The 21,576-nt window shown below is 41.5% G+C and carries 18 protein-coding genes and 1 rRNA gene; 5 read left to right on the forward strand and 14 right to left on the reverse strand.

Going from position 1 to position 21,576, the window contains the following annotated elements; all coding sequences use genetic code 11:
• Window position 1 precedes the first annotated feature (1 nt).
• Window positions 2-604: an outer membrane lipoprotein carrier protein LolA gene (locus ACILP5_RS07635; RefSeq protein WP_395618066.1), complete on the forward strand. Its 603-nt coding sequence runs from the start codon at window positions 2-4 to the stop codon at window positions 602-604.
• Between the two features lie 60 nt (window positions 605-664).
• On the opposite strand, the gene purQ is transcribed toward ACILP5_RS07635, so the two are convergent.
• From purQ to ACILP5_RS07655, 4 genes are all read right to left on the reverse strand, one after another.
• Window positions 665-1,351, reverse strand: coding sequence for a phosphoribosylformylglycinamidine synthase I (gene purQ / locus ACILP5_RS07640; protein ID WP_395618067.1), 687 nt, complete (start codon window positions 1,349-1,351; stop codon window positions 665-667).
• A gap of 153 nt (window positions 1,352-1,504) precedes the next feature.
• A complete protein-coding gene (gene ahcY, locus ACILP5_RS07645; RefSeq protein ID WP_395618068.1) occupies window positions 1,505-2,821 on the reverse strand; it encodes an adenosylhomocysteinase in 1,317 nt (438 codons plus the stop codon).
• A gap of 52 nt (window positions 2,822-2,873) precedes the next feature.
• Window positions 2,874-4,172 carry a UDP-N-acetylmuramoyl-tripeptide--D-alanyl-D-alanine ligase gene (murF, locus tag ACILP5_RS07650; protein WP_395618069.1) on the reverse strand — a complete coding sequence of 433 codons (1,299 nt, stop codon included), beginning with the start codon at window positions 4,170-4,172 and terminating at the stop codon, window positions 2,874-2,876.
• A gap of 30 nt (window positions 4,173-4,202) precedes the next feature.
• Window positions 4,203-5,135 carry a sulfite exporter TauE/SafE family protein gene (locus ACILP5_RS07655; RefSeq protein WP_395618070.1) on the reverse strand — a complete coding sequence of 311 codons (933 nt, stop codon included), beginning with the start codon at window positions 5,133-5,135 and terminating at the stop codon, window positions 4,203-4,205.
• 118 nt (window positions 5,136-5,253) lie between these two features.
• Here ACILP5_RS07655 and leuS point away from each other — a divergent pair, with 118 nt between their 5' ends.
• Window positions 5,254-8,070, forward strand: coding sequence for a leucine--tRNA ligase (gene leuS, locus ACILP5_RS07660; protein ID WP_395618071.1), 2,817 nt, complete (start codon window positions 5,254-5,256; stop codon window positions 8,068-8,070).
• Here leuS and ACILP5_RS07665 read toward each other — a convergent pair whose 3' ends face one another.
• Genes ACILP5_RS07665 through ACILP5_RS07700 form a run of 8 tightly spaced genes read right to left on the reverse strand, consistent with a single transcriptional unit; the run spans window position 8,071 to window position 17,023 of the window.
• The gene (locus ACILP5_RS07665; RefSeq protein ID WP_395618072.1) at window positions 8,071-10,326 is read right to left on the reverse strand and encodes a carboxypeptidase regulatory-like domain-containing protein; all 2,256 of its coding nucleotides are present in this window, start codon (window positions 10,324-10,326) and stop codon (window positions 8,071-8,073) included.
• Between the two features lie 5 nt (window positions 10,327-10,331).
• Entirely contained in the window at window positions 10,332-10,691 is a 360-nt protein-coding gene (locus ACILP5_RS07670; RefSeq protein WP_395618073.1) for a hypothetical protein, read from the reverse strand.
• A gap of 1 nt (window position 10,692) precedes the next feature.
• Window positions 10,693-12,054 (reverse strand): alkaline phosphatase family protein, encoded by a 1,362-nt coding sequence (locus ACILP5_RS07675; RefSeq protein ID WP_395618074.1) that lies wholly within the window; start codon window positions 12,052-12,054, stop codon window positions 10,693-10,695.
• The gene (eboE, locus tag ACILP5_RS07680; RefSeq protein ID WP_395618075.1) at window positions 12,051-13,208 is read right to left on the reverse strand and encodes a metabolite traffic protein EboE; all 1,158 of its coding nucleotides are present in this window, start codon (window positions 13,206-13,208) and stop codon (window positions 12,051-12,053) included. Before eboE ends, ACILP5_RS07675 begins: the two co-directional genes overlap by 4 nt.
• A gap of 1 nt (window position 13,209) precedes the next feature.
• Entirely contained in the window at window positions 13,210-14,355 is a 1,146-nt protein-coding gene (locus tag ACILP5_RS07685) for a 3-dehydroquinate synthase (RefSeq protein ID WP_395618076.1), read from the reverse strand.
• Between the two features lie 4 nt (window positions 14,356-14,359).
• Entirely contained in the window at window positions 14,360-15,235 is an 876-nt protein-coding gene (gene eboC / locus ACILP5_RS07690) for a UbiA-like protein EboC (RefSeq protein ID WP_395618077.1), read from the reverse strand.
• Window positions 15,235-16,254 carry a TatD family hydrolase gene (locus tag ACILP5_RS07695; protein WP_395618078.1) on the reverse strand — a complete coding sequence of 340 codons (1,020 nt, stop codon included), beginning with the start codon at window positions 16,252-16,254 and terminating at the stop codon, window positions 15,235-15,237. The genes eboC and ACILP5_RS07695 overlap by 1 nt, the downstream gene beginning before the upstream one ends.
• Window position 16,255: 1 nt before the next feature.
• Window positions 16,256-17,023 carry an EboA domain-containing protein gene (locus ACILP5_RS07700; protein WP_395618079.1) on the reverse strand — a complete coding sequence of 256 codons (768 nt, stop codon included), beginning with the start codon at window positions 17,021-17,023 and terminating at the stop codon, window positions 16,256-16,258.
• Window positions 17,024-17,141: 118 nt separating this feature from the next.
• Here ACILP5_RS07700 and ACILP5_RS07705 point away from each other — a divergent pair, with 118 nt between their 5' ends.
• The 3 genes from ACILP5_RS07705 (at window position 17,142) to ACILP5_RS07715 (ending at window position 19,889) form a co-directional block, all read left to right on the forward strand.
• Entirely contained in the window at window positions 17,142-18,989 is a 1,848-nt protein-coding gene (locus ACILP5_RS07705; protein WP_395618080.1) for a YgiQ family radical SAM protein, read from the forward strand.
• Between the two features lie 38 nt (window positions 18,990-19,027).
• Window positions 19,028-19,255 (forward strand): zinc ribbon domain-containing protein YjdM, encoded by a 228-nt coding sequence (locus ACILP5_RS07710; protein ID WP_395618081.1) that lies wholly within the window; start codon window positions 19,028-19,030, stop codon window positions 19,253-19,255.
• A gap of 103 nt (window positions 19,256-19,358) precedes the next feature.
• Window positions 19,359-19,889 carry a hypothetical protein gene (locus tag ACILP5_RS07715; protein WP_395618082.1) on the forward strand — a complete coding sequence of 177 codons (531 nt, stop codon included), beginning with the start codon at window positions 19,359-19,361 and terminating at the stop codon, window positions 19,887-19,889.
• A gap of 65 nt (window positions 19,890-19,954) precedes the next feature.
• Here the strand turns inward: ACILP5_RS07715 and ACILP5_RS07720 are convergent, their stop codons facing one another.
• Both ACILP5_RS07720 and rrf read right to left on the reverse strand, forming a co-directional pair.
• Window positions 19,955-21,217, reverse strand: coding sequence for a DNA recombination protein RmuC (locus ACILP5_RS07720; protein WP_395618083.1), 1,263 nt, complete (start codon window positions 21,215-21,217; stop codon window positions 19,955-19,957).
• A gap of 267 nt (window positions 21,218-21,484) precedes the next feature.
• Window positions 21,485-21,576: ribosomal RNA gene (gene rrf / locus ACILP5_RS07725) — 5S ribosomal RNA — on the reverse strand; the annotation flags it as partial.

Consider the following 21,576-nt stretch of genomic DNA (forward strand, 5'->3'; position numbering starts at 1 on the left):
TATGAAAAAAGTCTTATTGTTTATTTGTCTTGGTTTTAGTGTGTTTGCTCAGTCGAATAAGGCCATTAGCTTGATTGATGGGATGCAAAAGAAATATAAAGCCATGGGGTCCTTCTCCGCTAATTTTACGTATCAAACTGAAGGAGCTGCCACCATGTCCGGCTCCATTACGGTAAAAGGCACAAAGTTTCGTTTAAAGACGGCAGGTCAAGAAATCTTCAATAATGGAAAAGAAGTGGCAACCTATATTAAGGAAATCAACGAAGTAAACATTTCCAGCTTTGATCCCTCTGAAGGAGATTTGAATATAGCAAAGATCTACACCTTCGATAAGAAAGCTTATAAGGTTTCTTTAAAGGGAGAATCTGCTGGAGTCGCAACGGTAGAGTTAGCGCCAGTTGCTAAAGGGACTCAGGTTAAAAGTATCACCCTTAAGATCAAGACGAAAGACCAATCTATTAACGAATGGACGATCGTCAATAAGGAGGGTAAGAAACAATACTATAAAGTTTCTAAATTAAATCCGAAGGCAAATGCTGAAGACAAATTCTTCACCTTTGATAAGAAAGCGTTTCCAGGTGTAGAGGTGAACGATTTACGTTAATCAATCTACCTATTTGCATTAAAAAAGGCCTCTCTGTCGATAGGCCTTTTTTAATTTTGTTTAGACTGTTTGCAATATTAATTGTTTCATAATTTCCAATCCATCTGTATTGTTCAAATCTGAATCAGCTGCTCTTTCTGGGTGAGGCATCATTCCGAATACGTTTCTTCCTTCATTACAAATACCCGCAATATTCAAAAGACTTCCGTTTGGATTTGACTCTTCCGTTACCTGACCGTTTTCATTGCAATAGTAGAATAAGATCTGGTCATTTGCCTTCAAAGAAGCCAATGTCTTCTCATCTGTAAAATAACGGCCCTCTGCGTGCGCGATAGGAATTTTGTATGCTTTGTTCGTATCCAATTCTTGTGTTAATAAAGAATTGTTTGTTGCCGCCTTTAAGTAGATATTCTTTGAAATGAATTTCTGAGAATTGTTTCTTAGTAAAATACCCGGTAATAAATGCGCTTCTACTAATACCTGAAAACCATTGCAGATGCCCATTAAATAACCGCCATTTTTGGCATGCTCAATAACGTGATCCATAATAGGAGAGAAGCGGGCAATAGCACCAGAACGTAAGTAATCTCCATAAGAAAAACCGCCCGGAATGATAATGAAATCGCAGTTTTGTAGATCAGTTTCTTTGTGCCAAAGTTTAACGGCCTCGTGACCTAAACTTTGAATAACTCCTACTGTATCATCGTCACAATTGGATCCAGGGAATACGACTACGCCAAATTTCATATGTTCTTTGCTATTATTTGTGCAAAAATACGGCTTTTGATGGAAAAATGCAGATGCTCGCTGGCATTTATTTTACATTTAGCCGCCTATTATAATAAAAGCAAAAAGCCGCGACTCGAAGAGTCGCTGCTTTTAAAAAAAAGGAAATTAATCCTAGTATCTGTAGTGCTCTGGCTTGAATGGACCTGCTTGATTTACACCAATATAATCCGCCTGCTCTTTCTCTAACTTCTCTAATTTAGCTCCGATGTGCGCTAAGTGTAAGAACGCTACTTTCTCATCCAAGTGCTTAGGAAGAATGTAAACTTTGTTCTCGTAGTTAGCTGAGTTAGCCCAAAGCTCTAATTGTGCTAACGTTTGGTTACAGAACGAGTTCGACATCACGAATGATGGGTGACCCATCGCGCAACCTAAGTTTACTAAACGACCTTCTGCTAAAACGATTACGTTTTTGCCATCGATCGTGTACATATCTACTTGTGGCTTGATTTGATCCTTAGTCGAACCGTAATTTCCATTTAACCACTCCATATCGATTTCGTTATCGAAGTGACCGATGTTACAAACGATTGCTTTGTCCTTCATCGCTTTGAAGTGACGGTCACGGATAATTTTCACGTTACCAGTCGCTGTTACAAAGATGTTTGCGCGAGTCGCTGCCTCATCCATTGGAACTACTTCGTAGCCATCCATCGCTGCTTGTAAAGCACAGATTGGATCGATTTCAGTCACTAATACACGGCAACCAGCACCACGTAATGAATCAGCAGAACCTTTTCCTACATCACCATAACCAGCTACTACCGCTACTTTACCCGCTAACATTAAGTCAGTCGCGCGACGAATCGCATCTACTAATGACTCTTTGCAACCGTATTTGTTATCAAATTTAGACTTCGTTACCGAGTCATTCACGTTGATAGCTGGCAAGAATAACGTGCCATTCTTCATACGCTCGTATAAACGGTGAACACCCGTCGTAGTTTCTTCTGATAAGCCTTTGATGCCTTCGATTAACTCAGGATACTCATCAAAAACCATATTCGTTAAATCACCACCATCATCTAAGATCATGTTCAATGGTTGACGATCTTCTCCAAAGAATAAAGTCTGCTCAATACACCAGTTGAATTCCTCTTCGTTCATGCCTTTCCAAGCATAAACTGGAATACCCGCTGCTGCGATAGCCGCTGCTGCGTGATCTTGTGTAGAGAAGATGTTACAAGATGACCAAGTAACGTCAGCTCCTAAAGCTGTTAATGTTTCGATTAAAACCGCTGTTTGGATTGTCATGTGAAGACATCCTGCGATACGTGCACCCTTTAAAGGTTGAGCTGCACCGAATTCGGTACGTAATGCCATCAAACCTGGCATTTCTGCTTCTGCTAATTGAATTTCTTTGCGACCCCAGTCCGCTAATGCAATGTCTTTAACTTTGAATGGTACATATGTACCCGATTGTGATGCCATTGTTTGTATTTTTTGAAAGGTATTTTCTTAATAAAGTGCAAATTTAATGCAATTATTTGGAATTTTCTAGAAATGCCAAAACACTTTCTAGTTGAATTCCTCTAGAACCTTTAACTAAAAGAAAGCTATCTGTTATAGGATGATCTTGAAGCCAAGTATGTAGGCCAAATTTATCAGGGAAATAATAAGCTGCAGGTAAATGAGGTAAGGCATGCTGCATGTGCGAACCCACTAGTAAGACCTTTTCGAAGCCTAGTGGCGCAATTAATTGGCCAAGATCCGCATGTTCTGAAGCGGAAGAATCCCCTAATTCAAACATATCTCCTAAAATAACAATTTTGGGAGCACCTTCCGTTTCAGCGAAATGAGAAATAGCCGCTGACATAGACGATGGATTCGCATTATAGGCATCCATCAAAACTTGGTTTGATCCTATTTTGATGAATTGCGAACGGTGATTATTGGGGATATAGGTACTGATTCCTGTAGTGCATTGCGTATCGCTTAAGTCGAAGTATTTACCTACGGCAATGGCTAATTGGATATTTTCGAAGTTATAGATGCCCGGCAAGTGGGAATCGATTACTTCTCCAGTGGCTAGGGCATAGCGAACCATCGGTTTTGCTTCTACTAAAGTCGTAGGAAGAGCCTCGTTGACATATACCGACTTATTCATTCCTCTTTCCAGGTACATTTCTGTCACTGCGCTAGCCTGTTGTGGAAGAAATGTAATCCCTCCAGATGCTTTTAAAAAATCAAAAAGTTCACCTTTCCCTTTTCTAACCCCTTCAATTCCTCCAAATCCTTCCAAGTGCGCTTTCCCGATATTCGTGATCAAACCATGAGTCGGCTGTGCGATATCCACTAATTCTTTGATATCCCCTTGCTTATTAGCGCCCATTTCGATGACCGCTATTTCATGTTCTTTTTTGATTGAAAGTACCGAAAGGGGAACACCAATGTGGTTATTCAGGTTGCCTGAGGTGGCAAAGCAATGGTATTTTTGGGATAATACAGAGAAGATTAATTCTTTCGTCGTGGTCTTGCCATTAGATCCAGTAAGTCCTACGATGGGTATCGTTAATGTCTGTCGATAAGCTGTAGCTAAAGATTGCAATGCTAACAGACCATCTTCCACTAGAAGCGTTCGTTCTCCTGCTAAATAATCCGCATCATCGATAATCGCATATTGAGCACCCTTTTCCAGAGCCTCATCCGCCATCGCATTGGCATTGAAATTAGGTCCCTTTAAGGCAAAAAATAAATTCCCTGCTTGGATTTTTCGGGTATCGGTAGATACGCCAGTGGAGGATAAAAACTTTTCTAGTAGCGTTTGTGTATTGACAATCATTAGCCTGTTATGACAATTGACTGCAAATATCTACAAAAATTTTGGAACCCCTAAGATAATCTGACGTAGACTGACGATGATGATGACGATACCCACGAGAATCATCATGGATTTTACCGGTAACTTATTCGCTAATCGTGCTGCGATAGGAGCTGCAATAACGCCACCTAGAATTAAACCGATGATGACATGTAAATAACCTAGACCGATCACCGCGAAAAAGGTTAAAGAGGACGCCAGAGAAACGAAGAATTCGGTCAAGTTCACACTGCCGATCGTATATTTCGGATGACGTCCAGATGCGATGAGGGTAGAGGAAACGATGGGTCCCCAGCCGCCGCCACCTATGGAATCTAAATATCCGCCGAATAAGGCTAACCAGCCTACTCTTTTCAATTGTTTCTTTTCTTGGCGTTTAATGATCGCTTTTCGGATAATGATAGCTCCTAGGAATAAGGTATAGACGGAAACAATAGGTTTAATATATCCGGCGTATTGCTCTAAACTCGATAGTAAATAGGCCCCTAAAATGGCCCCTATGACGCCAGGGATGACTAAGGTTTTAAACAATTTGGAATTCACATTGCCAAATTTCAAGTGCATATAACCTGAAACACCAGAAGTAAATACCTCTGAAGCGTGAACACTGGCTGAAGCCGCGGCTGGGGTGATGCCCACCGATAATAAAAAAGTGGTGGCTGTTACACCGTAAGCCATGCCCAGTGCGCCATCAATCATTTGGGCGATGAAACCACCCAAAACATAATATAAAATCGAGGAATCCACCGTATTAAAAACGGCAATGACTTTTTCAGCGGTTAGGTAAGAGAATAATAGATGCCCCACGATCATCAACGCAAGTGCATTACTGATGTGAATGATCACTTCGGTGATGCTGCGATCCCGCATCCAGATGGTTTGGATGGCATTAAAAATACTCGGAAAATTTCTTTTAGGAGGCATCGTTTTTCTAAATCCCTACAAAGCTAATAGACTTTACTTAATCTACCAACAAAGTAGAGTAAATATTTTTTCACAAAAAAGGCGTAATTTGCATCTCCTTTTACAATAAAAACATTTTATGCGTACAGAGTATCAGTTCAGAGAGATCGAGAATGCGTGGCAAGGCTTTTGGGAAACCAATAAAACTTTCCAGGCTCAGGTGAATCCGGCAAAGCCGAAATATTATGTCTTAGACATGTTTCCTTATCCTTCAGGTGCAGGCTTACACGTGGGTCATCCGCTAGGTTATATTGCCTCTGATATTATTGCGCGTTACAAGCGTCTGCAGGGTTATGAGGTGTTGCATCCGATGGGTTTCGACTCTTTTGGACTTCCTGCGGAGCAATATGCGATTCAAACGGGTCAGCACCCGGCGATTACGACGGAACAAAATATCACGCGCTACATTGAGCAATTAAAGAATATGGGCTTTTCCTTCGATTGGTCGAGGGAAGTCAGAACCTCTGATGCGTCGTATTATAAGTGGACGCAGTGGATTTTTATGCAATTATTTAATTCATGGTATAACCAGGAAACAGATAAAGCGGAGTCTATTGAGACGTTGAAGACTATTTTAGGGGCCAAAGGTTCCATCGGCTTAAAAGCCGTTTGCGATGAAGATGTTCAGCGAATTTCAGCATCTGAATGGAATGCGATGTCTGCGGACGAGCAATATGCTTATTTATTGAGCTTTCGTTTAGCCTATTTAGATGATTCAGTCGTTAACTGGTGCCCTCAATTAGGAACAGTTTTGGCGAATGATGAAGTGAAAGATGGCGTTTCAGAGCGTGGCGGTTATCCTGTCGAGCAAAAGAAAATGCGTCAGTGGTCGATGCGCATTACGGCCTATGCAGATCGTTTATTGCGTGGTTTGGACGAGGTAGATTGGGCTGATTCTTTAAAGGAACAACAGCGTAACTGGATCGGGAAATCAATCGGAACGGATGTGGAATTTGCCATTGAAAACGTCTCTGATAAGAAAATAAAAGTATTTACGACGCGCGTGGACACCATTTATGGTGTTTCCTTTATGGTGTTAGCTCCGGAGCATGAGTGGGTGGAGGAATTGACGACACCAGTTCAGAAAGAAGCGGTGGAGGAATATGTGAATTGGGCCAAAACTCGTTCAGAACTGGACCGCGTCTCCGAAGTGAAAACCGTTTCAGGTGTTTTCACAGGCACATACGTGATCAACCCTGTGAACCAAGAGCGCGTTCCTTTATTCTTAGCTGACTATGTGTTAGCCGGTTACGGAACGGGTGCGGTGATGGGGGTACCATCAGGCGATCAGCGTGACTGGAACTTTGCGAAGCATTTTGATTTGCCGATTCCATCTATTTTAGATGCTCAAAAAGACATCGATATTCAAGCCGATAACACGAAAGAAGGTAAATACATTAATTCAGGAATGATTAATGGTATGGGTTATAAGGAAGCCACGAATACGTTAATCGCCTGGTTAGAAGAGCAGGGGATAGGCAAAGGGAAAGTGCAGTACAGAATGCGCAATGCCGTATTTAGCCGTCAGCGTTATTGGGGAGAACCGGTTCCGGTTTACTTCAAAACAGCAGTAAATGGCGAATTATTGCCTTATTTGATTGAAGAATCAGAATTGCCATTGGAACTACCTAAAATCGATAAATACCTGCCTACTGAGACAGGCGAGCCACCTTTGGGTCGTGCTGCTGCGGAATGGAAGTACCAAGGGCAATACGATTACGAATGGTCGACGATGCCTGGTTGGGCGGGTTCTTCTTGGTATTGGTACCGCTACATGGATGCCTTGAATGAGGGAGAATTCGCTTCGAAAGAGGCGATTAACTACTGGAAAGCCGTTGATTTATATATCGGTGGATCGGAGCATGCAACGGGTCACTTGTTGTATTCTCGTTTTTGGAACAAATTCTTAAAAGATTTAGGCTATGTGCCAGAAGAGGAATTTGCGAAGAAATTGATCAACCAAGGGATGATTCAAGGTCGTTCGAACTTCGTTTATCGCCTAAAGGATTCAGCTAAAGTCACTTTTGTTTCCCACGGCTTGAAAGATCAATATGATGTGGCTGCGCTGCACGTGGATGTGAATATCGTAGAAAACGATGTGTTAGATCTGGAAGCCTTCAAAAAATCCCGTAACGATGTTCCTGCAGACGCAGAATTCATCTTAGAGCAGGGTAAATATGTGTGCGGTTGGGAAGTGGAGAAGATGTCGAAGTCGAAGTTTAACGTCGTGAATCCGGATGATTTAATTGCTAAATACGGCGCAGACACCCTTCGTGTCTATGAAATGTTCTTAGGGCCATTAGAACAATTTAAGCCATGGAATACGAATAGTATCTCTGGATCACATAATTTCTTGCGCAAGGTGTGGCGTTTATTCTTTGACGATCAAGCGAATACCTCGAAAGTGGTGGATGCGCCCGCAACTCCAGAAGAATTAAAAGTATTGCACACAGCGATTCGCAAAGTACAAGATGATTTAGATCGCTTCTCGTTTAACACGGTGGTTTCAACCTTAATGATTTGCGTGAACGATTTAGGTGCTTTAAAATGCTCCAAGAAGTCCGTTCTACGCGAATTAGTTATCTTATTGTCACCTTATGCACCGCACATTTCAGAAGAATTATGGGTTGCCTTAGGTGAGGAAGCTGGAAGCATTTCATCCGCTAAATTCCCGGTATTTAATGCTGCTTTCTTAGAGGAAAATGATTTCAATTACCCTATCTCTTTTAATGGGAAGGTGAAATTGACGCTTGCATTTCCAGTAACAGCAACGCCAGCGGAAATCGAGGCAGCCGTTTTGTCGAATGATCAAGTGACAAAGCATTTAGAGGGCAAGACGCCGTCGAAGGTGATTGTAGTTCCGAAGCGAATAGTGAATATCGTTTTAGGAAAATAGTTAGAAATCGACTCTTGTACTTAGAATAGGGATCAGTGGAAGCGCATACCGGTAGGTAAGCGCTTTTGCATTTGAGTCATATCTTTCTTCAATGACATTATCGATGTCTAAGATATTTTGGAGGTCAGCTCTGATGGTCCAAGTATGTTTTGCCCGGTTCAGTTTATACGCAATTGACAGATCTAGTCTTTGGAAGGTAGGATATTGCGCTTGCATTATTTGACTAGAAGTTAATACGGTCGTATTTCTTTTGATGGATTCCGATAAATTAATGGGCGTATACCGATTACCTCCTCTGATTAAATACCTCAAATTCACCGAAAATTTTTGGCGAAAATCTTTTCCCACTAATACATTTGCCGCATAGTTATTGTTGAATTGCGTATTGTACCAAACGTTTTTTTTCGCCTGGTATTTAGTGTCAAATACTGAGGCAGTAATTAAATAGTAAAAATCATTACTTAAAAACCGCTCCAGTGTTAATTCAATACCCTTGTTTTCCCCTATTCCGCTATTTTCTAATACTTGAGTAGGAATTCCAGAACTATAATTTAAGAGTGAAAAAGGGCTATTTCTATTCGAGTCCACGGGCGCTTGACTGATATTCTGTACATAAGCTTCAAGTTTAAGGCGTGTATTTTCCCCTATTCTTTGATCATATGAAATCACTTGGTGAAGCGATATGGCAGGCTTTATATTCATATTAGGTAGCCTAGAGGTAGAACCTGTATACCTTTTATAGAAATACAAGGAGAGAGGATCTAATCGGGAATGTACACCTAAGCCGAGTCCAAGGCGTCCCCCTGATTTAGTTTCCCATAAAACAGACATGCGAGGTTCCCATCCTTGGGCCTTGTTTAGTTCAAATTCATAGCGGTGAATCCCAGCCGTCATGCTCAATTGCGAGGTCCATTTTTTATGAAATTGAATATATTGTTGCCAATAATACGTTTTGTCTTTATCGTTTAAGTAAATTAATTTATTACGGAATTCGTACAGATTATACCCTAATTGACTCATATTAACCCCTATTTTAAGTTGTGCGGTGGAGTTAAATCGATGTAAATAATAGGAATTGAGACGCCAGGTGGGGTACTGGTAAGTTTGCTCTCGCGTCGTTACTGACCTCGTCTCCTGAATAATTTCGGTGGATTCTGTCATGTAGGCCAAAACCGTTTTAATATGTCCACTCTTAACCGGTAGTTTATGTGATAATCCACCTACAACTACCTGACTATTTGTAAAATCACTCGTAGTTGTTTTTATATCTTCTGTATTATTAGCCCCTGCGATGCCCCATAAGGTGAAGGTGCCTGATTTTTTTGTTGGTAATTCAAATAAATAATTTAAATCTCGATAGGCGGGTTTGAAATTCCCGGTATTGATATTAACCAAACCTGATTTAAGTAATATTTCCAAAGTAGAATACCGCAAACCAACTCGATAGGACCCCCCTTTGTTCCCTAATGGTCCTTCTCCAGCTACGTCTAATCCGACAACGGAAAGCGTAGTCATCCATTCTCTCTTTTGGTTATTTCCCCTTCGTAAGCTCAAATCAAAGACACCGGAGGAGGCATTCCCATATTCAGCCGGGAAGGCGCCTGACATAAAGTCAGAATTCGCTAAACTGGTAGAGTTAATCATGGAAATGATGCCACTTGTTGATCCTTGTCCATCACCAAAATGGTTAGGATTAGGAATTTCAATTCCTTCCATTCGCCACAATAATCCTTTGGGTGAATTGCCTCGAATAATGATCTCATTATTTTGATCTGAACCAGCGTTTGTGACGCCCGCAAAATTTAGGGCCATTCTTGCAGGATCTTGAAATCCACCGGCATAGCGTTGGGCTTCTAAAAGGCTGAATTGTCGAGCACTTACTAAGGTAAATTCGTTTTTGGCGACCTCTTTTGACTTCTCTGCTTGAATGCGTACTTCTTGCAAAAAGATCGGTTTTTCTTCCATTTCGATGGCTAAATAGCTTTCTTTTCCAGCTATGAGTTCAATCTTCGGAATACTAAATTCTTCGTAACCCAAGGCTCTAACTCGTATTTGGTAACTATTTAAGGGAAGTTTTGGAAAGGCAAAGTAGCCTAAGGAGTCAGATTTAACGACTTGGTTGCCTGGTGAAAGATAAATATCTGCAAAAAAAATAGGCTGTTGGATATGTTTATCCAACAGCCTACCTCTAATGTTTTGGGTTTGAGAAAAGCTAGTATAAGAAATGAAAAGTCCTATAATTATGAATACTCTCAAAGTTTTTAATTTCTTGGCGGCCCACCTTGACGCGTTTGATTCTGCATCGTTTTGTATTTCTCTAATTGCTCTGGCGTTAAAATCGCTTTAAATTGTTCCGCTTGCGCATCGTTGATTTTTTTCATCTCAGCCATCATTTCTTCTCTCTCCATTCCTTGCTGACGTAATTCCATCATCTTGTTCATGCGAGCTTCGATCAGAGGTTCAATTTTAGCTACTTGATCTTTTGATAAACTTAATTCAGTCGTCATGCGTTCTACTTGACGTTGAATCATAACTTGTGGATCCATTCCTTGCGCATGGATGTTTGTGCTGAATGCCATCATGGCTACCACGAAGGCTAAAATTGTGCTGATCTTTTTCATTTTATTTGGGGAAAATAGTTTCCCAAATATATTGATATACTTGAGTTGCTGGTATCTGATCAGTGATATTTTGCGACGAAATAAAAACTGGATAATACGCTTCATCGCAGAACGGACTTCCGTGGGAACCCTTCACAAGACTTGCATCGAGTGGAATCACGTCCATTCGGTAGCGGAATCCTAACAGCTTTCGAGCTAATTTATAGGCCGCTCTGAGCTTTATAAGCGGATTTTTAGGATCCATAAACATTTCGACAGGGTCATAACCTGGCTTTTTGAAGATATCCACACAGCGTGCGAAGTCTGGCGCCTTTGCGTCATCTAACCAATAATAGTAGGTAAACCATTTGTCAGAATCTGCGACCAAAACGATATCACCACAGCGTTCGTGGGCTATTTGGTACTCCTCTAATTCTTTTCCGCTTAGCACTTTCGCAATGCCAGGCACCTTTTCGAATAGCGCCTTGATCTCTTTTACGTTCTTACAATAGATATGAGCAATCTGGTGATCAGAAACAGCAAAAGCCTCACTTGCCCCTGGATCTAATAATTCCAATCCTTGTTCTTCCCTTATCGCTATCTTACCAGCCTCTCGCAATATACGATTCAAGTGAATAGGCGTATTTACGTCATTTATTCCATATTCAGAAAGTAAAATAATCTCCGAATTTTTCGATTCAAAATGGGTGATTAATTGCTTCAGAACTTGATCGATTTCTTTCAATTCTTTCGCAATCGCCGGCAAATCTACTCCGAATTTCTGTAGACAATAATCTAAATGCGGCAAATAGATTAAGTTCAAAGTGGGATCGTATTTCTCATCCACAAAGATGGACGCATCCGCAATCCATTGGGTGGACTTAATATTCGCATTAGGCCCCCAAAAGTTAAACAAGGGGAATGTGCCTAATTTAGCTTGTAATTCATCTCTTAATTCGGCTGGATGCGAGTAACAATCAGGAGCCTTAACGCCGTCTGAATGGTATTGGGGACGAGGAGTAACGGAATAATCCGCACTAGAGTACATGTTGTACCACCAAAACATTTTGGCACAGGTGAAATTTGGATCTTTTTTCTTTGCAGCCTCCCAGATTTTTTCAGCACCTACTAAGGGATTAGATTGCTTCCAAAACTTCACTTCCGAATCCGTTTTATCATACCATCCATTTCCCACGATGCCGTGTTCAGAAGGATTTTTCCCTGTAACATACACACTTTGGGATGTCGTCGTTACAGCTGGAAATGGAGGCTGGATTTTTTGAATCCGCTTCTTTTGGATATAGGCATACAAAAAAGGCGTGTATTCAGCTGAAATTACGCTTTCGCTGAGTCCCACCACATCGATAACAGCGGTTTTTTTCATGAGCCTAACAGATCTTGAATCGTTTTGATTTCGCGGCTAATAGAATCCGCGATGGGTACTTGAAATGCGGCTGGCAACACTCCCCAGGTATAGGTTTCGATTTCCAAATGGTTGGTAAATGGATTTTCTTTCTGAATGGAAAGAGTCTCTCTAATTTCTTTTTGGGTCGAGCCTAAAAGCCCGTAGTTTTCTAAAAACAAGGGTACATGAAAATGTACCCGCCATTCGTCGTAGGTCTCCGGTTGATAGGCTTCGAAAGCCTCATCCAAGTCTTTGAATTCTTCGTAGGTGCCGTTTTTGCGCAAGGCTTTGACCTGATGCAAATAAACGGGTTCACGGTATTTCTTTAATTCGTCTATTTTCGCCTCTTCTTGATTTCGAAGATCGATGCGCAGTGCAGAACTGATTTGAATCTTGCCCACCGGAATGTTTTTTGACTTTAATTCTGCTATACTAGCCTCAGGATCATCAAAACTCACCCCATAATGGCAAATGTCAAAACACAATTGTACATGTTTGCGGATGAGTGAAGCATCTCCTAAAGGCAATAATACCTCCTCGTACCAGTGAACGAAATCTGTATGATTGCTCAGCAAACCATCCGGTTCTGGTTCTATGTCTATATGAATTACTTTACCTGTATTTTGGGCGATTTGGTCCAAAACCTCCACTACCTCCAGCAAATGCTGAGTTGATTTTAGCATGGCGTCTTCCCGTTCTTTCTCCGATTTAAACCAGTAGCGATAGGAGAGTGGGGAAGTGGAAATACCCCCTTCATTTTCCTCTAAAAGCTGAGCTAAAATATGGGCTAAGCGTATCGTATAATCTCTGCGGTCCGTCGTCGTCCAATCGGGTGCGTGTACTTGGTCTTTAACGATTGTATTGTGAAATCCGCCGTATGGGAAGCCATTGAGTGTAAAAACGTAAAGGTTTTGTTTTTTTAGCCAGGATTGCAAGGCCTTTAATTGTACCGAATCTTGCAAATCAATACTCGCTTGATTTGCAAATCGCAGACCTAAACCCATCTTCTCGTCAGGTGAAACCTGTGCTTTGACTGCAGGAACATGCGCTTTTAATTGCGCAAAATGCTCAGACCAAATCTCCCCGGTATGGATATTACTACAATAACTCAGATGTCCGGAGGGCGTTTTCATATTAGGCGAATTGGGCTAAATAATCGACTGATTTTTTGATCATATCGAAATCCATTTCATGCACCTCGACTCCCTTGCCTAGTTTTTCGAGTAAAGTGATGGTTAATTGACCACCTAAATGCTCTCTAAACTCGTTCAGTCCGTTCGTTAAGTTTACTTTATCGTTTTCTGCCAAAGCCGGGTGGAAAATAGCAAAACCTAATTTTTGTAATAAATCTAAAATGCGGTCTACCTCTTCTTTCGTTAAATAACCCATTAGGTGTGAATAAACGCTATCTAAGGCAATACCAATTGCCACCGCTTCGCCGTGACGGATTTTGAAATCACTTAAGTATTCTAATTTATGCGCCGCCCAATGCCCAAAGTCCAAGGGTCTTGCCGAACCTTGCTCGAAAGGATCACCACTTGCGATATGCTGCATGTGCAGCGAGGCACAGCGGTAAATCTGTTCTACCATTACTGTCTTGTCGCGATTATTCATCGCTTCGGCAGTTGATTCTAGCCAGCTAAAGAAGCTGATGTCTTTGATGAGGGACACTTTCACCGCTTCAGCAATCCCAGAACGCCAATCGCGATCCCCTAAGCTTTCAAGGAAAATGTAATCATTAAATACAGCCACTGGAGGGGCAAAAGTCCCTAGGAAGTTCTTTTTGCCTAAATAGTTGACACTGTTTTTAACTCCCACACCTGAATCGTTTTGAGACAAGACAGTCGTAGGAATTCGGATGAATTTAACGCCTCTGTGGGAAATCGCTGCTGCATATCCTGCCATGTCTAAGAAGGCACCACCACCAATGCACGCCACAAACGAATGGCGATCAATGCCGTGCTCATCTAAAGCCCTGATCACTTCTTCGTAAAAACGGGGGTCATTTTTACAGACCTCACCTCCGGGTAATACTAAGATTTCTGGGGCTAAATCAGCTGTTGAATGAGTTTGAAAATAAGCTACAATTTCTGCTGTTAACTTTGTTTGAATATCGGTTACCCCTTTATCTATTACGAAAAGTATTTTCTTGCGAAAAGTGGGGTTGCCGTAGTTTTGTATGAAATCCGCAAAAACGCGATTTTCGGCCGCAAACAGACGCTCTGTGAAGAATACTTCGTAGGAATACGGTACTTGAAAATGTTGTTTTAAGGATTGCATAGGTTTACGTAACGGCGAATTTCTTAGCTAAACCCAAAGATACGGGTAATAAGGCTAAAACAAAGAGGGCCATAATCCATTGTCCACTTGATGCGACCCAAGCGGCATTCATTAATATAAGTGTCAAAACCCCCGTTTTTACTGTTAATCCAATGTTTTTACCTATCGGATTCTTAATTGCAACACCTAGTTTTCTGAAAATCAGGATAAAGTGGGCTAGCACAAAAACGAGCGCAAATTCAATTTTTTCTGCAAAATAAAGTTGGGAGGCATGGACAATTAAAAACAAGAATCCAGCAAAATAGAGGGTAGTGGCCTTGCCACCATGTACTTCACCGCGACTCACTAAGGTAATTGCAGCAATGTAAATCAGTGGAATTAGGATGACGGAAAAATGCTCTAAAACACCTAATTCGTACACACTCATCCCTAATAGCAAATTGTAGGCACGACATAAACCCATGTTGATTGGGCCAAAAATCCGCATGTGCTTTCCCTTCCAATCATAAAATAAGGCTAAAAGTGTGATAAAAATCGCCACAAATCCACTCAAGCGGCTTTGCCAGAATGCGAGGAAAATACCTGCCGCCAGCAATAAAATCCCACCTGTTACGGCCTCAGAACGTTTAATTCTCCCACTCGGCAAGGCTCTTTCTGGCCTTTCCGTTGAATCTAATTCGTGATCAAAAATGTCATTGAATACCACACCTCCTGCATAGAGGCACATGCTGGAAAGTCCTAAAAATAGGGCAGGGTAGAATTGGTAATCTAAACTACCAAAAGTAAATCCCACAATCGCTAAGCCCGCCATGATGTCGGATAAGGCGGTCACAACATTAGCAGGTCGCGTTAATTCAGCAAAAGCTCTTAATTTACTCATTAGCGGATGAAAATGGAGTTTTTATCAACTCGTGGAGCCTGGCCACCTCGGAGAACCGTGTTACCATTGAACTTCAAAGATTGATCTATTTCTAGACCATGAATGAAATCGGCTTCGTTGATTTGTCCGCTTTGGGCGAAGGAATCCAAGGCGTTTTGGTAGGTTACCTTCTGAATATCTTCCTCTGAAATTCCCTTAATTTTCATCAAGGCAGCTGTCTTAGGAATCGCTAAGGGATCTGAAATACCCCAATCCGCGGCGGAATTAACCATAATTCGCTCCGAACCATATTGCTTTACAATCTCCACCATCCGCTCATTTCCCATTTTTGTAAAGGGATAAATGGTGAAAGCGGCATAAAAACCTTGGTCCAAAACCGACTTCACAGTTTCCTCATTATTGTGATCAATCACTACCATATGAGGCGCTAAGCCATGTTCTAAAGCGATGGCCATACTGCGCTCTGTTCCCTTTTTCTTATCTCTATGTGGCGTATGTACTTGAACCGGTAAATTCATCTCTTTCGCTAATTCAAGTTGCGCCCGGTAGTATTTTTCTTCGGCAGCTGTTTGGTCATCAAAACCAATTTCACCGACACCCACCACGCCTTCTTTTTGAAGGAAAAGGGGTAGAATGTCCATCACTTCCTCCGCTAGTGCTTCATTATTTGCTTCTCTAGAGTTCAACCCGATCGTACAATAATGCTTTATGCCAAACTGAGACGATCTAAAACGTTCCCAACCCACTAAACTCGCAAAATAATCCTTAAACGACGCTAATCCCGTACGTGGTTGTCCTAGCCAAAAAGCCGGCTCAATGATAGCCACCACACCTGCATCAGCCAAGGCTTGGTAATCATCCGTCGTGCGTGAAGTCATGTGCAAGTGTGGATCGAAAAACTTCATCCCTTGCGTGTAGGCTGCAAAGCCGCCCTCCACTTCTTGAGCAGTCTGTTTTTCTTCAGAGGATCCTTCGAAATGCGATGGATTTAATTTATGTTCGTTTGGGTTTTGGCACATATTAATAGGCTGTTTCTTCTTTTTCTAACACCTTCCAGGCTTCTAGAGGGCTATTGTTTAGGACTAATTGGGCTGCTTTTTGATCGTTTGGATCCTGGCTTGCTGCTAGTCTTTCGAGGTCTTGTTTTTTTGTTTTTGTATCAAATTCACGGATTAATCGCCAAACCTGTGAAGGTACTCGCCTTCCAGCTGACCATCTCTCCTGCGCAAAATCTGCTAAGGTATCTGCCAGAGCTTGATTAGCCCGCTCATCCAATCCTTCAATTAGGTGTATGGGCTTGTCATTAAAGATACATTTTAGTACTAATTGATTCCAGGCTAATTCGCTGAAATAGGTTTTGGGATACGGATTACCGAAAGCAATCGCATCAAACACCGGTCCCATATTCGACCTTACCGCATCCGTGGCACGATGTAACCACATTTCAGGTTTGCTTAACGCAGGTAGTGCACGATAAAGTGCAACTAATTCATTCATCTCGGCTGTATCGAATAGGGTCTCGATCCGAGATTTCCCGTCTTCTTTTTCTGCTAAATGAATTAAGAAATAAACGCGAATGAGTTGATCTACTGTTCCGTGTTGCCAATTCCACCCTGCTAATAATCCCAGATCTTTATTAATAGGATTTTTAGATACCTTCCGCGGCACCATAACAAAGGCCAAAGCCAAGCTTTTTGCATCAGCTTCTCTTTTTTCCTCTATCCAGGCTAACTCTGTTGGATTAGCTAGGGATGTGATGGATTGAAAGATTAATTCGGCGGTAGTCAATTTAAAATAGGTTTGATTCTTCTCTTTGAACGAATTTACTAAAAAAATGTGAATTGCTTCCTGATTTTTGGCAGGATGTGCAATAGGTTTAGCCCCTAAATTCCGTTAATTTTGCTTTATGGAAGAAAGACCGATAACCGACTGGCTGCCCCTCACGAAAAAAGAGGTAGAAAAACGTGGCTGGGATGAACTAGACGTGATTTTAATTTCAGGTGATGCCTATGTGGATCACCCGGCATTTGGTACGGCGGTCATCGGTCGCATCATGGAAAGTGAAGGTTTGAAGGTGGGCATTGTTGCACAACCTAACTGGAAAGACGATTTACGTGATTTCAAAAAACTAGGTAAGCCCAAGTATTTCTTTGGAGTTACTGCCGGTTGTATGGATTCCATGGTGAATCATTACACAGCGAATAAGCGCATTCGTTCGAATGATTCTTATACACCAGGTGGAGAAGCAGGTTTCAGACCCGATTATGCGACCACCGTTTACACGAAAATTTTAAAAGAAATATACCCAGATGTTCCCGTTTTAATCGGCGGTATCGAGGCCTCTTTGCGCCGCGTTACACACTACGATTACTGGGCAGATAAATTATTCCCTTCCATTCTAGTGGATTCTGGAGCAGATATGCTCGTTTATGGGATGGGGGAGCAGCCTTTGCGCGAAATTATGCGAGGGGTGAAGGAAGGAAAGAAATTAGGGGATTTGACCCATATTAATCAAGTAGCATTCTTAGGAAAAACAGCACCAACTTGCGACTGGGAAACGGTTGAATTAGCGAGCCATGAAGTTTGTTTAGAAGACAAGATCAAATACGCGGCTAACTTTAAGATAGTAGAAGTTGAATCCAATAAGTGGCAAGCGAACCGAATCATCCAAAAAGTAGGAGAGGACGTCCTAGTCATTAATCCACCATTCAAGACGATGGAAGAGGTGGAGATGGACAAATCCTTTGATTTGCCATATACCCGTTTGCCACATCCAAAATATAGAAAGCGTGGACCTATTCCCGCTTTTGAGATGATTAAATTCTCGGTCAATATGCATCGCGGATGTTTTGGAGGTTGTAGCTTCTGTACGATTTCGGCTCACCAAGGCAAGTTTATTGCCTCAAGAAGTGAGAAATCAATCATGAAGGAGGTCGAGCAGATCACTAAGGCGCCCGACTTTAAAGGATACATTTCTGATTTAGGTGGCCCATCTGCGAATATGTACCGCATGAAAGGGAAGGACGAGGAGATTTGTGCGCGCTGTGTTAGCCCTTCATGTATACACCCGGTGATTTGCAATAACTTAGATACATCGCATAAACCTTTGACGGATATTTACCGCAAAGTCGATAGCCATCCAGCCATTAAAAAGGCATTTGTGGGGTCAGGAGTTCGCTATGATCTTTTAGTAGATGATTTCAATAAGAATAATCAGGATGGAAATCACGATGAATACATGGAGCAATTAATAACGCGCCACGTATCGGGTCGTTTGAAAGTAGCTCCGGAGCATACTTCTGATGCCACTTTACGTGTTATGCGTAAGCCCTCTTTCAAGTATTTTCACGCCTTTAAGAAGAAGTATGATGAGATTTCTGCCAAATTTGGCCTAAAACAACCCCTCATTCCGTATTTCATCTCTTCTCACCCTGGTTGTGAAGAAGAGGATATGGCAAACTTAGCCGCAGAGACAAAGGACTTAGGATTTCACTTAGAGCAGGTGCAAGATTTTACACCTACCCCGATGACGGTGGCTGAGGTAATTTATTATTCAGGCGTTCATCCATACACGTTGCAGCCTGTAAAAACGGCTAAAACGAGGGAAGAGAAGCAAAATCAAAACAAGTATTTCTTCTGGTACAAAGCAGAATACAAGGATTGGATTCGCAACCGCTTGACACAATTAAAACGTCCTGACTTAGCGCAGCGCTTATTAGGATTTAGAAATAACAAAAATAGCTGGAATAAATAATTCAGCCGTTCATTAATTAACCAAAAAACAAGAATACAATGGATAAAAACGATGAATTAATCGTTCGCGATAGCCATGGCGCTGTTTTGAAAGAGGGCGATTCCGTTACTGTTATTAAGGATTTAAAAGTTCGTGGTTCTTCTAGCGTGATCAAACGCGGCACGATGGTAAAGAACATTCGACTAACAGACGATGCGGATGAGGTTGAAGGTAAAGTGGAGAAATCGGTGATGGTTTTGAAGACGGAGTTTTTGAAGAAAGCATAACACAGTAGTCGGTAGTCAGTAATCGGTGGTCAGTAGACAGTTGTCGTTGGTCAGTAGTCGCTAGTCACTAGTCTGTGGTCAGTAATTCTTAAAATTTAAATGTATGAAAGCGAATTTTGTGTTATCACTTGTTTTAGCGAGCGGATTGTTAATTACTTCTTATGATTCGATAAGTGAAACGACTGCAAAATCCACCCCAAAAACTTTAACAACTGCTGAAAATAAAGCCGCGTTGAAGAAATGGGAAGCAAGTCCGGATGGCATCCAATTCAAAAATTGGGAAGCATCTCCAGCAGGTAAAAAAGTACATGCAGGTGCAGCCAAAATCAGAAAATTTGTTCGCAGTAACGCTAATATGCAGGGAATTGTGACCTCATTATCTCTTCCTGAGGGATCTAGATTAGGTTATGGTCTAATGGTTAAGATTGATCGTGAAGACTACATTCTTTCCCTAGGTCAATTATCTAAAGCTGAATTAGCCCAATTAAAAAGTCTAAAAGTAAACGACAAAATTGTCATCAGAAGCCGTTTCGTATCAAAAGCACCTAAGTATGCCTATCCAATTGTTAACGGCGACTACCTTGAAAAAGACAGCAAGGTGGTTTACAAACGAGTGGCTAAAGGAGGTTGCTAAATAGGAGAGTAGAGATTATAGAGTATGATTTTATCCACCATTTACCGCTTACCATTTACCATTATTTACTCTTCATCAACCTCCAGCTCCTCATCCTGAACCAATCCTTGATTTAATTTCTTGGTGGATTTAATGCCTAGTTTGTGTAGGTTTTGAGCTCTATTGATCAAGTTTCCTTTTCCGGTGCTAAGTTTGCTTAATGCATCGTTATGGGAATCTTCGGCTCTTTTTATATGCTTTCCTACATCTTCCATGTCTTTAGTGAAGCCCACAAATTTGTCATACAAATCTCCAGCCTGACGAGCAATTTCAATTGCATTTCTGGTTTGGTATTCAGTTTTCCAAACAGATGCGATGGTTCTTAATGTCGCCAAAAGGGTAGAAGGGGAGACTAACACAATTTTACGGTCCCAGGCATAGTTAAATAAGCTCGTATCTTGGCTGATAGTTGCCACAAAACCCGATTCAATCGGGATAAACAGCAAAGTAAAATCAGGACTAGTCAAATCTAAAGCAGTATGGTAATCCTTGGAAGAAAGCTCCTTAATGTGTGTTTTCAAGGATTCAATGTGCGCTTTCAAAGCGATTTCTTTTTCCACAGTTCCTTCTTCAGCACTTGTGTATCTCTCATAAGCCACTAAGGAAACCTTACTATCAATGATTAAGTTTTTATTGTCTGGTAAAAAGATCACCGCATCAGGTTTGATCGTATCATGGTCTTGGTTTTTAGTGACAAATTGAGTCTGGTATTCCATCCCATTTTTCAATCCGGAGCTTTCTAAAACGCGCTCCAAAATCATCTCTCCCCAGTTTCCTTGCGATTTATTCGAACCTTTGAGCGCATTCGTTAAATCCTCTGTTTTTTGTGTAACGGTCTGATTTAAGCTCGTCAAATTCTTGATTTGCTCCATGAGCACAGTACTTTGCTCTAGGCTGTTTTTTTGGCCTAAGTTAACCTTCTCCTCAAATTCTTTTAATTTCTCCTTCAGCGGGTTTAAAACGTCGTTTAATTTCACCTGCTGTTGATCACTTAACATCTTTCCTTGTCTCAGCACCGATTCATTACTGATATCCACCAGCATTTTGCGGAGTTTGTCTTCGTCCGCTTTTTGACTTTCTACCGTTAATTTTAAGGTCTCATTTTGTCCTTCTATTTGGGATAATTTGCCAAAAAGGGCTCTATTTTCTGCCTCCAAACTAGCTTGTTTCGTTTGGTCTTGACTTGCTTGAGCTAATTGGCTCTGTAAAAGGGCTAATTTTCCTTGAAATAGGAGATAGGTAGCGCCTGCACCGGCTACGAGGGCTAGAATGATGTAGAGAATTGTCATGCTGTAAAAGTAAAGCATAAAGCATAAAGCACAAAGAATAAAGCTGATAATCGGTCGACAGTAGCCAGTAGTCGGTAATCGGTATCCAGTAATCAGTAATCGGTATCCGGTAGTCAGTATCCGGTAGTCGGTATCCGGTGTTCCTATCTATACTCTCTACTCTATTCCCTGTTTACTGACTACTGATTACTGACTACTGATTACTGACTACTGATTACTTTTATGCAAAAAAAAACCGCTCTGTTAGGAGGCGGTTGTTTTTAAATAACTTGGAGCTTACTTACTTTCCCGGGTTTGATCCCAGTATCATCAGCGGTGCGGGGCTTAACTTCTCTGTTCGAGATGGGAAGAGGTGAACA

It is taken from the genome of Aquirufa sp. (assembly GCF_044239315.1).
GTDB lineage: Bacteria > Bacteroidota > Bacteroidia > Cytophagales > Spirosomataceae > Aquirufa.

Coding starts and splice junctions, on each gene's coding strand:
- ACILP5_RS07685 (WP_395618076.1), bottom strand. CDS start 14,355: ATGCAATCCTTAAAACAACATTTTCAAGTACCGTATTCCTACGAAGTA.
- leuS (WP_395618071.1), top strand. CDS start 5,254: ATGCGTACAGAGTATCAGTTCAGAGAGATCGAGAATGCGTGGCAAGGC.
- ACILP5_RS07715 (WP_395618082.1), top strand. CDS start 19,359: ATGAAAGCGAATTTTGTGTTATCACTTGTTTTAGCGAGCGGATTGTTA.
- ACILP5_RS07670 (WP_395618073.1), bottom strand. CDS start 10,691: ATGAAAAAGATCAGCACAATTTTAGCCTTCGTGGTAGCCATGATGGCA.
- ACILP5_RS07635 (WP_395618066.1), top strand. CDS start 2: ATGAAAAAAGTCTTATTGTTTATTTGTCTTGGTTTTAGTGTGTTTGCT.
- ACILP5_RS07695 (WP_395618078.1), bottom strand. CDS start 16,254: ATGTGCCAAAACCCAAACGAACATAAATTAAATCCATCGCATTTCGAA.
- ACILP5_RS07705 (WP_395618080.1), top strand. CDS start 17,142: ATGGAAGAAAGACCGATAACCGACTGGCTGCCCCTCACGAAAAAAGAG.
- ACILP5_RS07655 (WP_395618070.1), bottom strand. CDS start 5,135: ATGCCTCCTAAAAGAAATTTTCCGAGTATTTTTAATGCCATCCAAACC.
- eboE (WP_395618075.1), bottom strand. CDS start 13,208: ATGAAAACGCCCTCCGGACATCTGAGTTATTGTAGTAATATCCATACC.
- ACILP5_RS07710 (WP_395618081.1), top strand. CDS start 19,028: ATGGATAAAAACGATGAATTAATCGTTCGCGATAGCCATGGCGCTGTT.
- ACILP5_RS07675 (WP_395618074.1), bottom strand. CDS start 12,054: ATGAAAAAAACCGCTGTTATCGATGTGGTGGGACTCAGCGAAAGCGTA.
- purQ (WP_395618067.1), bottom strand. CDS start 1,351: ATGAAATTTGGCGTAGTCGTATTCCCTGGATCCAATTGTGACGATGAT.
- ahcY (WP_395618068.1), bottom strand. CDS start 2,821: ATGGCATCACAATCGGGTACATATGTACCATTCAAAGTTAAAGACATT.
- ACILP5_RS07720 (WP_395618083.1), bottom strand. CDS start 21,217: ATGACAATTCTCTACATCATTCTAGCCCTCGTAGCCGGTGCAGGCGCT.
- eboC (WP_395618077.1), bottom strand. CDS start 15,235: ATGAGTAAATTAAGAGCTTTTGCTGAATTAACGCGACCTGCTAATGTT.
- murF (WP_395618069.1), bottom strand. CDS start 4,172: ATGATTGTCAATACACAAACGCTACTAGAAAAGTTTTTATCCTCCACT.